The sequence below is a fragment of the Nocardia camponoti genome, from assembly GCF_014646135.1.
In the GTDB taxonomy this organism is placed as follows: Bacteria; Actinomycetota; Actinomycetes; order Mycobacteriales; family Mycobacteriaceae; genus Nocardia; species Nocardia camponoti.
Genome location: NZ_BMMW01000002.1, coordinates 558977 through 571994, shown reverse-complemented (window position 1 = coordinate 571994; position 13018 = coordinate 558977). Strand labels below are relative to the sequence as shown.

2 protein-coding genes (1 of these 2 only partly in view) are annotated in these 13018 nt (G+C 66.9%); both read right to left on the bottom strand.

Annotated features, from left to right (window positions below; all coding sequences use genetic code 11):
• Positions 1-48: 48 nt before the first annotated feature.
• A complete protein-coding gene (locus IEX78_RS10730; protein WP_229683871.1) occupies positions 49-1068 on the bottom strand; it encodes an alpha/beta hydrolase in 1020 nt (339 codons plus the stop codon).
• Positions 1069-1200: 132 nt separating this feature from the next.
• Positions 1201-13018, bottom strand: partial view of a non-ribosomal peptide synthase/polyketide synthase gene (locus IEX78_RS10725; protein WP_188828760.1) — the final stretch only. 25166 nt of this gene lie beyond the right edge of the window; the window shows 11818 of its 36984 coding nt (coding positions 25167-36984); its start codon lies beyond the right edge, outside the window; the stop codon is at positions 1201-1203.

The following is a 13018-nucleotide window of genomic DNA, read 5'->3' as shown; positions in this document are numbered from 1 at the left end:
TTTCCGTGCCGACCCGCTTCGTCGACTTACACCTCTATTTGTACCTGGTTACGCGGGCACACCCATACCCCGTGCCAGCAGCGGCCACGACTCGCGGAAAGCGGTGTCCCAGTATTCCCACCGGTGCGTACCAACAGCATTGAAGTTGTACTGCGCCGGGATGCCGAGCGAATCCAGCTTGTTGCGCAGATTGGTCGTGCACGCGTTGGTCGCGCCCTCGATGATCGCGCCGACGGTGGTGTTGACCATGCCAACCGGGCCGGGCGCGTTCTGCTGGTACCACTCGAAGTCGTCGGGGGTCGGCACGCCGCTACCCGTCGAGACGTAAAGCTCGGTGCCGCGCAGCTTCTCCGCGTTGATCACCGCGTCGTTGGCCGCCCAGTTCGGGCTGTCCGGCGGGCCGTACATGTTGTCGAGGTTGCCGCCACCCCAGTTCTCCACCGACAGCTTGATCGCGGCGCGACCAAGCGGGTCAGCGATCTGCGCGCAGCCGCTGTAGGAGGCAACCGACTGCCACAGGCCCGGCTTCGCTTCGGCCATCTGCAGCACCGACGTGGCCGACGTCGAAACGCCAGCGAGCGAGTTGCGACCGGTTGACCCGAGGGTCTGGTCGAGCAGCGGGGGCAGTTCCTGGGTGAAGAAGGTTTGCCACTTGTTCACACCGAGCTTGGGATCGGTGTTGATCCAGTCGGCGTAGTAGCTGCCACGGCCACCGATGGGCTCGATGACATTGACCTGCTTGTCGGCGAGGAACGGGATCACGTCGGTCTGGCCACGCCAGCTCGCCGAGCTCTCGCCCGCGTCAAGACCGCTGAGCAGGTAAAGGTTGGGTGCTGGCTTCGACTCATCGACCGGGCGCTGGACGTCGATGGTGATTTCCTTGTCCATCGCCGCCGAGTACACCTTCAGGTGCCAGGTGCGCCCGTCCTTGACGACGGAGGTGACAGCGGGGGCCTGTGCCGCATCGGCAAGACCGACGCTGCTGATGCCCGCGACCGTCATCGCGGCCGCGCAAACCGCGACCATGCCGCGACGCATGCTGGCCCTGTCTAGTACAGAACGCTTCATCGAAAAGTCGACTCCCTCTTGCTTGACCGTGGCCGGGCTCGCCCGAAGTGTGTGGCCCGCCCGGAAGAAGCATCGTCGCCAAGACCAACTTTGCTACAGCGAAGCTGGCCCCGGCGGCCCGGCCGGGTGAACCTAGCCTGCGACGATACGCGACTCACCCGGGTCGGTTCCCTTCTCCTCGGCCGTGATGAACCAATGCGTTACCTCGCCATCGGCCCGGTCAGCGGCAGAGTCGCTGGTCGGCAGCACCGAAAGCGCACCCGCGGTCGCCGCCACGATGAACTCGTTGAACGCGACATCGCCCGCCGACGCGGTGGTATATGTCACCGCTTCGTAGTCGATGTCATGCTCGGCACACAGCGCGGCGGCCCGCGCAAGGGCCTGGTCCTGCGACAGCGTTTCCGCACCGACAACGAACGCCGGGTCTTCGCCGCGCAGCGGACGCAACCGGTCGGCGTCGGACACCGGGTGGGCCGCTGCCGCTGAGACGGCCGCCTGGGTGTCAGCGTCCATCGCGATCGCGTTCGGGAACGCGGTCGATGCGGTCGCGGTGATCACGTGATCGGCTTGAACCTCAGCGACGTCGCCAGCGAAAAGTGCTGCGGCACCGGCCTTTTGGATCGCCCACACCGCAAGCACCTGCTCAAGCGAATGCGGCATCGCAAGCGCGACCACATCGCCGGACCCAACCCCGCGCCCGATCAGGACACGCGCCAACTGCGACGAACGCGAATCCAGCTCCGAGTACGCGACCTCAGCGTCGCCGATCAGCAACGCCGCGGCGAACGGATCGGCCTCAGCCGCCGCGCTCAACGCTGCGGCGACCGAACCAGCCGACGTGCCAGCCGGCGCGACCGACGGCGCTGCCACCGAACCGCCACCACCAAGCAACGCGGCCCGCTCATCGGCATCGAGGATGTCGATGTCGGCGACCGGGGTTGCCGGATCGCCAAGCAGCGCGCCGAGCACGCGGTGCATGCGCGCGGCGATGGTCTGCACCTCAGCCTCGGTGAAGTGGCTGCCACGGTAGGTCCACGCCAGTTCCATCGTCGACTCGGCGCTCACGACCAGCGTTAGCGGGTAGCTGGTGACCGTGTCAGCGACGCTGATGCCGGTCACGGCCATGCCGTCGATCGAGTTCGCCGCCGCGATGGCGTCGGCGTCGACCGGGTAGGACTCGAAAACCAACAGCGTGTCGAACTGCGCGCCAGCACCGGCGACCCGCTGAATCGCGGTCAGGTTCGCGTAGTGGTGGTCCAACAGTTCAGCCTGCTCAAGCTGCAGCCCGCGCAGGTAGTCGCCGATCGAGCCGTTATCGGTGACGCGAACGTGGACAGGCAGCGTGTTGATGAACAGGCCGACCATCGACTCAACGCCAGGCAGTTCGGCGGGACGGCCCGAGACCGTCGCACCGAAGACCACGTCCGAACGGCCGGTCAAGCGACCGAGGACGATGCCCCACGCGGCCTGGACCAGCGTGTTCACCGTGACCCCAAGCGCGGCGGCGTGCTTGCCGATGCGCACGGTGTCCTCAACGTCGAACGCGGTGAGCACCTTGCCAACCGCATCGATATCGGCGTTGCGTGGCTGCGGCACCAACTGCGTCGGCTCGTTGACGTGGGCGAGCGCACGCTGCCACACCTCAAGCGACGCTTCCTCGTCGCGGCTGCCGAGCCACGAAAGGAAGTGCCGGTAGGAAGGCACCGTCGGCAACGCGGTCGTGTCGCCATGCACCGCGTACAGGACGAGCAGGTCACGCATCAGCAGCGGCAGCGACCAACCGTCGAGCAGGATGTGGTGCGTCGTGACCGCGAGTTCCCAGCTGGTCTCGCCGGTGCGGTACAGGGTGAAGCGAATCAGCGAACCAGCGGCCATGTCGAAGCGGGTCTCGCGATCCACCCCGACCAGTCGGTCCAGTTCACCGGCGCGCTCGGAAACCGGGAGCACCGTCAAATCGACTGTGCACCACGGGATTTCGACATTGTCCTGAATCAACTGCACCGGACGACCATCCGCGTCAGCGGCGAACGCGGCGAGCAGGTTCGGGTACCGGTGCGCGATGCCGTTAGCTGCCGCGTGCAGGCGTTCCTCGTCGAGCGTGCCGCCGAGCGCGATCACCGCTTGCAGCGTGTAACCGTCGATCGACGAACGACTCGACGCCGATTCAACAAGCAGACCCGACTGCAACGGCGAAAGCGGCCAGACCTCGCTCAAGGTTGGGTAATCGCGTTCCCACAGGTCGATGTCGGACTGGGTCGCTGAAACCAGCGGCAGATCCGACGGCGTGCGACCGCCGGCCTCCGGGTGCTGCGCGTGCGCGGCAAGCGCGGTCAGCGCGGCAACCCACAGTTCGGCAAGCTCGTGCACCTGCGCGTGGGTCAGCAGACCCGACGGGTAGGCGAACGACGTGCGCAAACGCGGGCCGTCGGCACCGTCGGTGACGCTCGCGGTGATGTCGAGCGTCGCGGCGGCAGCCGTGTTGGGATCCTGCTCGGTCGCGGGCAAACCCAGTTCGGCAACCGGCATCCAGCCGACCTCAACCGGCTGATCGGCGTACTCGGTCGGCGAAGCACCGGTCGGCAGATGGCCGGTGTAACCGAACCTGATCTGGCCAGCATCGCCAAGCTGAGCCGCGGTTTCAGGGTTGCAGTGCCGCAGCAGGCCGTAGCCAAGCCCGTGACTGGGCACCGCGAGCAGCTGTTCCTTGACCGACTTCACGACGTCGCCAAGCACGGTGTCGCCTGCGAACGCGGCAGCGAGATCGGCCGAGCCGAGGTCAACCCGAGTCGGTGCCTCGCTGGCGAACAAACCGACGGTGTGGGCGAGGTCAGCGCCGGCGACCGAGTTGGCGTCGCGATCGGTGTTGACGACGCGAACCAGCGCGGTTCCGCCGGTCGTTTCGCCACGCCAACGCGCGACCGCCATCGCGAGCGCGGCAAGCAGGCTGTCGACCTCGGCGCCACGGTAGAGGCCGGGCAGCGTTGAAAGGACGGCGTCGGTGACGTGCGCGGGCACGCTCACCTCAACCCGCTCGACGGTGGCGACCGTGTCGGTTGCCGGATCGAACGCGCGTGACCCAAGCAGCGGGTCGGGCGTCGCGACGATGTCGCGCCAGAACGGCAGTTCTTCGACGCGCGACGGATCGTGCGCGGCCTCGGTCAACGCGTGCGCCCAGCGACGCAGCGACGTGCCGGTGGCAGGCAGCGTGACGGGTCGGCCAGCGACCAACTGCGACCACGCCATCGCCAGGTCGGCGATCACGATGCGCCACGACGCGTCGTCGCCGACGAAGCTGTGCCCAACGACGAGCAGCACGTCAGGCTGCGTGCCGCCGAACGCGAACCACAGGAACTGGGTCAGCACGGCACCCTGTGCGGCGATGCGGTCGAGTGCCGCCTCGTATTCCGCCCGAGCAAGCTGCGAAAGCCCAACGGCCCCAATACCACTCGGCACATCGACGCGATGCACGAGTGCGTCAACGTCGACCGAACCGCGACCCAGCGTCTCGAACACGGACTCGTCGCGCAGTCGAGCACGCAGCGCGTCGTGATGATCGACAACAGCACCGATCATCGCGACCAGGGTCGTGCGCTCGATGTCGTCGGGCAGGCGCAGCGCGACCGCGTGCGCGGATCGACGGGCTGAGCCCTTCGCCAACGCGGCAAGTGCCAACGGCGACAACGGAATCTCACCGACGCCGCCACCTGGCAACTCAGGCAGCATCGGCTGCGCGGTCTCGATCAGCGTCGCGACCTCAGCGAGCGCGGAAACGCTGCGGTGTTCGAACACGTCGCGCGGGGTGAACCGCACGCCGCGATCCTTGGCGCGAGCGACCAACTGGATCGTGCGAATCGAGTCGCCACCGAGGCCGAAGAAGTCGTCTGCGGCGCCGACACGCTCGATGCCGAGCACCTCAGCGACCACATCGGCGACGATCTTCTCCACCGGCGTCGACGGCGCGCGGAAGGCCGCGACCTCGAACTCCGGCTCGGGCAGTGCCTTGCGGTCGAGCTTGCCGTTCGGGTTGAGCGGCAACGCGCTGAGCACGACGAACGCGGCGGGCACCATGTACGACGGGAGCCCGGCCGTCAGCGCCGACTTCACCTGCGCGAGGTCGATGTCACCGTGGGCGGGCACAAGGTAGGCGACAAGACGGTCACCCACGCGCGGATCGGACTTGGCGATCACCGCGGTCTGGGCGATCTGCGGCAGCGCGAGCAGCGCGGCCTCGATCTCGCCAAGCTCGATACGGAAACCACGGATCTTGACCTGGAAGTCGGTGCGGCCACGGTATTCCAGCTCGCCCGACTCACGCCAGGTGACGAGGTCGCCGGTGCGGTACATGCGCTCGCCCGCGCTGAACGGGTTGGCGACGAACCGGTCGGCGGTCAGGTCGCTACGGCCGAAGTACCCGCGCGCCAACTGCGCGCCAGCGAGGTAAAGCTCGCCGGAAACGCCGACCGGAACCGGCCGCAGTCGCGCGTCGAGGACGTAGACCTTGCTGTTCCATTCCGGTGCGCCGATGGAGACCGAAACCTGGTCGGCGTCGGTGACGAGGTGGTTGGTGATCGACACCGCCGCCTCGGTCGGGCCGTACAGGTTGAACAGTTCAGCGGCATTTGTCGCCCGGAAGCGACGTGCGACCGCGGTAGGCAGTGCCTCACCGATGGCGAGCACGCGACGCAGCGAGGTGCTGAGCGTGCCGTCGGATTCGATGAGCAGCGCGTCGAGCATCGACGGAACGACGTGCAGCGTGGTGACGCCGGTCGTGCGCATCAGCTCGTTGAGGTAGCCCGGATCGCGATGACCGTCGGCCGCCGCGATGACAAGGCGACCACCGCTCACCGCGGCCGACCAGAATTCCCACACCGAAAGGTCGAACGTCGCCGCCGTCTTCAACAGCACGGCATCGTCGGAACCAAGGTCGAATTCGGCTGTCTTCCACAGCAATTGGTTAACCACAGCGCCGTGCGGCAGCGCGACACCCTTCGGTCGACCCGTGGAACCGGACGTGAAGATCACGTACGCGGTGTTGGCGGGACCGAACTCGCGGACGAGCTCAGCGGGCGCGAGCGGGGTGCTCGCGTGCGCCGAAAGGTCGAGCTCGTCAATGGCAACCCAGTCACTCGGGCGGTCGGTGACCGTTGCCGTGGTGAGCACGGTCGCCGGGGCGGCCGTCTCGATGATGTATTCCAGGCGTTCGGCGGGCTGGCTCGGGTCGAGCGGCACGTACGCCGCACCCGTGCGCGCCACCGCGTACATCGCGACAACGAGGTCGACCGAACGGCCGATGGCGAGCGCGACGCGATCCTCAGCGCCGATTCCGCGCGCGATCAACCAGCGCGCGAGCTGGTTGACCCGGGCGTCGAGTTCGGCGTAGGTGATTGCCACCCGCGCGTCGTCGATGTCGGCGACAAGCGCGACCGCCGCAGGATCAGCCGCGACGGTGGCGTCGAGGAGCGAAACCAACGTCGCCGACGAATCGACGGCGTGTGCGGTGTCGTTCCACTCATCCACGATCTGGGCGCGCTCGGCGTCATCGAGCAGGTCGATGTCACCAATGACCACCGACTCGTCGGCGAGCACTGCCTCAAGGACACGCACGAAGCGGTCAGCGAAGCCCTGCACGGTCGACTCATCGAAAAGGTCGATGGCGTAACCGATTTCGGTTGCCAGCTCGGCCGGGGTGCCGTCCTCGGCGTACTGATCGATGAGCGTGAAGTGCAGGTCGGTCTTGGCGAGCTGGGAGTCGAACTTGACGCCAGCAACCGAAAGGCCGGGCAACTCCAACGCCGTCTCGGTCAGGTTCTGGAACGAGAAACCAACCTGGAACAGCGGGTTGTGCGCGGTCGAACGAACCGGGTTGAGCACCTCAACCAGGCGTTCGAACGGCACGTCGGCGTTCGCGAACGCCTCAAGGTCGCGTTCCTTCACGTCGGTGAGCAGGTCGACGAAGCGTTCGTCGGTGCCAACCTGGGTGCGGAACACCAGCGTGTTCACGAACATGCCGATCATGTCGTCGAGTTCGCGTTCACCACGACCCGCGATCGGGGTGCCGACGGCGATGTCGTCGGTACCCGAAAGGCGGGCGAGCAGTGCGGCGAGCGCGGCGTGCACAACCATGAACAGCGACGCGTTGTGCGCGCGGGCGAGGTCGTGCAGACGGGCGTGCGTCTCCGGCGGGATCGAGAAGCGAATCGCCTTGCCCTGGAACGACTGTGTCGGTGGACGCGGTCGGTCGACGGGCAGTTCGATGCGATCGGGCAGGTCGGCGAGCACGGTCTGCCAGTAGGCGACCTGACGGGCACCAAGCGATTCCGGATCGTCCTCGTCGCCGAGCAGCGCGTGCTGCCACAGCGCGTAGTCGGCGTACTGCACCGGCAGCGGTTGCCACTGCGGCGCGTCGCCACCGACGCGAGCGACGTAGGCCGTCATCACGTCGCGGGCGAGCGGCGCGAGCGAGAAACCGTCGGCGGAAACGTGATGCACCGTCATGGCGAGCACGTGTTCCTCCGGCGCGATGCGCAGCAGGCTGATCGCCAACGGCACTTCGACGGTGACGTCGAACGACGTCAGCGCGAATTCGATGACCTTGCCGACGAGTTCGTCCTCGGTGATCTGCACCGGCGTCAAGCGGGTCGACGTCGAGCCGACCGGCAGGATCACCTGGTGCGGGCCCTGCTCGGACTGCGGGTAGATCGTGCGCAGCACTTCGTGACGCGCGATCAGGTCGCCGATGGCCAGCTCGAGCGCCGACACGTCGAGCGCGCCGGACAGTCGAACCGCGAGCGGGATGTTGTCGACGGCCGATGCGGTCGGGTCGAACTGGTTGAGGAACCAGTAGCGACGCTGCGCCGACGACAGCGGAATCCGATGTGGACGTTCGCCTGCGACGAGCGCCGGGCGCGCACCGCTCATGCCGCCGCTCTGCTCAAGGCGAGCCGCGAGCTTTTCGACACTGGACGCTTCGAACAGGTCGCGCACCGAAAGCTGACGGTCGAGCGCGGCACCGAGTCGGGCGTTGACGCGGGTCGCGATGAGCGAGTTGCCGCCGAGCGCGAAGAAATCGTCATCGAGGCCGACGCGCTCGACGCCGAGGACGTCGGCGAAGACGCCTGCGACGATCTCTTCGATCGGGGTGACGGGCGCGCGGAACGCGACCGCTTCGACAACCGGCGCGGGCAGTGCCTTGCGGTCGAGCTTGCCGTTGACCGTCAGCGGGAGCGCGTCGAGGACCATGAGCACCGACGGGACCATGTACGCGGGCAGCGATTCGCCCAACTGGGCCCGAAGCTGTTCGGTATCAACAGGTTCCGTGGTGACGACGTAGCCGACGAGCTGGTCGCTGACGCGGTTGTCATTGCGGACAATCACCGCGGCGTGGGTCACGGCGTCGATCGCCAACAGCGCGGCTTCGATTTCACCGAGCTCGATACGGAAACCACGGACCTTGACCTGGTCGTCAGCGCGACCGAGGTGTTCGAGTTCGCCTGCGGCGTTCCAGCGGCCGAGGTCGCCGGAACGGTACAACCGCTCGCCGGTGTTGGTGAACGGGTTGGCGACGAAGCGGGCAATGCTCAGTTCTTCACGGCCAAGGTAGCCGTGAGTCAGCTGCGGGCCGGTGACGTAAATCTCGCCGGGCACGCCAACCGGGACCGGGTTGAGGCGGGTGTCGAGCACGTACACAGACAGCCCTGCGATGGCCTTACCGATCACCGAACCTGTTGCGTTAGTGACGGTTTCGAGGTCGAGGACGCGGTGTGTGACGTGGACGGTGGTTTCGGTGATGCCGTACATGTTGACCAACTGCGGACCGGTCGAACCGTTGGAACCGTCACCGTTGCGGACCATCCAGTCGCGCAGACGCGAAAGCTCAAGCGCTTCACCACCAAAGACCACATAGCGCAACACAAGTGGTGTCGGGTTGGTGCGTTCGACTTCAGCGAGCTGGTAGAACGCCGACGGCGTCTGGTTCAACACAGTCACGTTCTCGCGCGAGAGCAGCTCAAGGAACTGTTCCGGCGAACGCGAGACGTAGTAGTCGACAACGACGACGGTGCCGCCGTAAAGCAGCGCACCCCAGAGTTCCCAGACGGAGAAGTCGAAGGCGCTTGAGTGGAACATCGTCCACACGTCATCAGGTCCGAACCCGAACTCGCGATCGGTATTAGCGAACAGCTTGACCACATTGGAGTGCGCGACGACGACACCCTTGGGGCGGCCGGTCGAGCCGGAGGTGTAGATGACGTAGGCGGTGTTGGCCGCGTGCAGCGGGCTGATCCGGTCAGCGTCAGTGATCGGGTTCGCGTCACCGACCTCGTCGAAGATGCCAGCCGTCGACATCACGGTGACGTCGGCGGGCAGTTCAACCTCGACACTGTCGTTGACGATCACGCTCGCGGGCGCGGCATCAGACAGCACGTAGGCGATGCGGTCGGCCGGGTAGGCCGGGTCGATCGGCACGTAACCGGCACCGGACTTGACCACCGCGAGCAGCGCGACAACGAGGTCGAGCGAACGCGGCAAGATCACTGCGACCAACTGGCCAGGGCCAGCGCCTTCGCCAATAAGCTTGCGCGCCAACGCGTTTGCGCGGGCGTCCAGCTCGGCGTACGTCAGCGACTCGTCAACGAACTTCACCGCGGTCAGGTCGCCGTGCTCGGCAACCATCGCGTCAACGAGGTCCGACAGCGTCACATCGTGGTTGGCGAATAGGCCGGTGCCACCGTCGGGAGCGGCCATCGCCCAGTTCTGGGTGAGGTTCGCGCGCTCGGTCGCGCCGAGCAGGTCGATGTCGCCAACCGCGATCGTCGGATTGGCGGTCACCTGGGCCAGGATCGCGACCAGGCGCTGCGACAGCGTGTCGATCGTCGCCTGATCGAACAGGTCGGTCGCGTAGTTCCACGCCATCGCGAGACCACCGTCGACGGGGTCCGAAACCGCAAGTTGCAGATCGAACTTCGCCGTACCCGGATCGAAGTCGACCGTGGCGATTTCCAACCCGGGCAACGTCATCCGCGCACTACCAGCGGCACCGGACGCCTCGAACGACAGCGCGACCTGGAACAACGGGTGATGCGACTGCGAACGCTCAGGGCTGAGCACGTCAACGAGCCGTTCGAACGGCACGTCAGCGTGGGCGAACGCGCCGAGGTCGGCGTCCTTGGCCTGGTTGAGCAGCGCGGTGAACGGCACCTGGTCATCTACCTCGGTCCGCAGCACAAGGGTGTTGACGAACATGCCGATGAGGTTGTCGAGCTCAGCCTCACCGCGACCGGCGACCGGGGTGCCGATCGCGATATCGGAGGTGCCCGACAGTCGACTCAGCAGCACAGCGAGCGCGGCGTGGACGACCATGAACATGCTCGCGCCGTTGGCACGGGCCAGTTCGGTGAGCTGACGGGCAAGCGCCGGGTCGACCGGGAACTGGTAAACCGAACCCTTGTTGGTCGCGACGGCAGGACGCGGGCGGTCGGTCGGCAGGTCGATACGACCTGGCAGCGACGCGAGCGTGCGAGTCCAGTACGCGGTCTGCTCGGCGATGAGCGAGGTCGAATCCTCTTCTTCGCCAAGGGTTTCGCGCTGCCACAGCGTGTAGTCGGCGTACTGCACCGGCAGCGGCGTCCACGCGGGAGCCTCACCCTGCGAACGCGCGACGTAGGCGGTCATCACGTCCTGGGCGAGCGGTCGCATCGACCAACCGTCACCGCTGATGTGGTGAACGACGACGACGAGCACGTGCTCGTTCGCGGTCACGCGCAGCAGTTCGACGCGGACCGGAACAGCGGTCGTGAGGTCGAAGCCGGTGAGCACGGTTTCGCTGATGCGGGCGAGCAATTCGGACTCGGGGACCGGAATCGCCGCGAGTTCGGGCGCGACCTCGTCGACCGGCACGATCACCTGCACGCCCTGACCGTCTTCGGTCTCGGGGTAGTAGGTGCGCAGGACCTCGTGGCGCGAAAGCACGTCACGCACGGCTTGGCGCAGCGCGTCGATGTCGAGTTCGCCGATCATGCGAATCGCGAGCGGCAAGTTGTTCGCCGCGCTCGTCATGTCGAAGCGGTTCAGGAACCACATGCGCTGCTGAGCGAGCGACAGTGGAATCTGCTCGGGCCGCGGTCCGGCGACGAGCGCGCGGTGACCGCCGCTGCCAACATGCGTCGACAGTCGTGCGGCGAGCGCGCCAACCGTTGACGCTTCGAACAGGGTCCGCACCGGGATGCGGGTGTCGAGGGCCGTGCCAAGGCGAGCGATGACCTGCGTCGCGATCAGCGAGTTACCGCCAAGCTCGAAGAAGTCGTCATCGAGACCGATCTCAGTGCCACTTTCGCGGGTGGCGAGCACGTCGGCGAAGGTGCTCGCGACGATTTCCTCGATCGGGGTGACCGGCCTGCGGTAGGCGCGCGCTTCGAACACCGGCGCGGGCAGCGCCTTGCGGTCGAGCTTGCCCGACGCGTTGAGCGGGAACGCGGCCAAGATCACGAAGGCCGACGGAACCATATACGCGGGCAGGGCACGCGCGAGGTCGATGCGCAGGTCTTCCAGATCGATGGTCGCGCCCGGTGCCGCGATCAGGTAGCCGACGAGTTGGTCACCGAACCGGTCGTCGCCGCGCACGACGACAACCGCCTGGGCGACCGTGTCGAGCGCGGTGAGCGCCGCCTCGATCTCGCCAAGTTCGATACGCAGACCACGCAACTTCACCTGGAAGTCGGTGCGGCCCAGGTAATCCAGCTCGCCCGGTGTGCCAGGCAGGTGGTCGGGTCCGGTCGTCCAGCGCACGAGGTCGCCGGTGCGGTACATGCGCTCGCCCGGGGTGAACGGGTTAGCGACGAAGCGCTCAGCGCTCAGATCGGCACGGCCAACGTAGCCGCGCGCGAGCTGCACGCCAGCGAGGTAAAGCTCACCGGCAACACCAACGGGGACCGGGTGCAGTCGCGCGTCGAGCACGTAGACCTGGGTGTTGGCGACCGGCGCGCCGATCGGCACCGAGACGGTGTCGGCGTCGACAACCTCGTGATAGGTCACGTCGACGGCCGCTTCGGTTGGGCCGTACAGGTTGTGCAGGGCGGCACCGGTCAGTTCGCGCAACTGATGCGCGGTCGCGGCGGGCAGTGCTTCACCCGATGCGAAGACCTGACGCAGCGAAACACACCGTGCCGCAGACGGTTCGGCGACGAACACCGACATCATCGCGGGAACGAAGTGGGCGGTCGTGACCTGCTCGGCCTCGATGACCTCGGCCAAGTACGCCGGATCGCGATGGCCGTCGGGCCGGGCAATGACCAGACGTGCGCCAATCTGCAAGGGCCAGAAGAACTCCCACACCGAAACGTCGAAGGTCGACGGCGTCTTCTGCAACACGACATCGGCGGTGGTGAGGCCGTACTCGGCCTGCATCCACACCAGACGGTTGACGATCGCGGCGTGCGAAACAGCGACACCCTTCGGGCGACCGGTCGAGCCGGACGTGAAGATCACGTACGCGGTGTTGTGCGGCCGCAGCGGGGCGCGCAGCTCCGACGCGGCGATCGGGCCGTCGTCGTAACCGGAAAGGTCGAGGTGGTCGATGCGCACCTGCGCGGTGTCGATCGGCAGGTCATCGCCGCTGGTCAGGACACACACCGGGTCGGCGGTGTCGAGGACATAGGCGGTGCGCTCGGCCGGGTGGTCGGGGTCGAGCGGCACGTAGCCACCGCCCGCCGCCACCGTCGCGTACATGCCGACCAACAGGTCGACCGACCGTCGCATGCCAAGGGCGACAAGCGATTCCGGGCCAACGCCGCGTTCGATGAGCCAGCGAGTAAGCAGCCGGACCCGGCTCGCGAACTCGGCGTAGGACAGACTCGTCCCCTCGAACGTGAGCGCGGTCGCGTTCGGCGTCGCGGCGACCTGGGCTTCGAACATCGAAACCAGCGTCGCCGTGTGGTCGACCGGGTAGTCGGTTGCG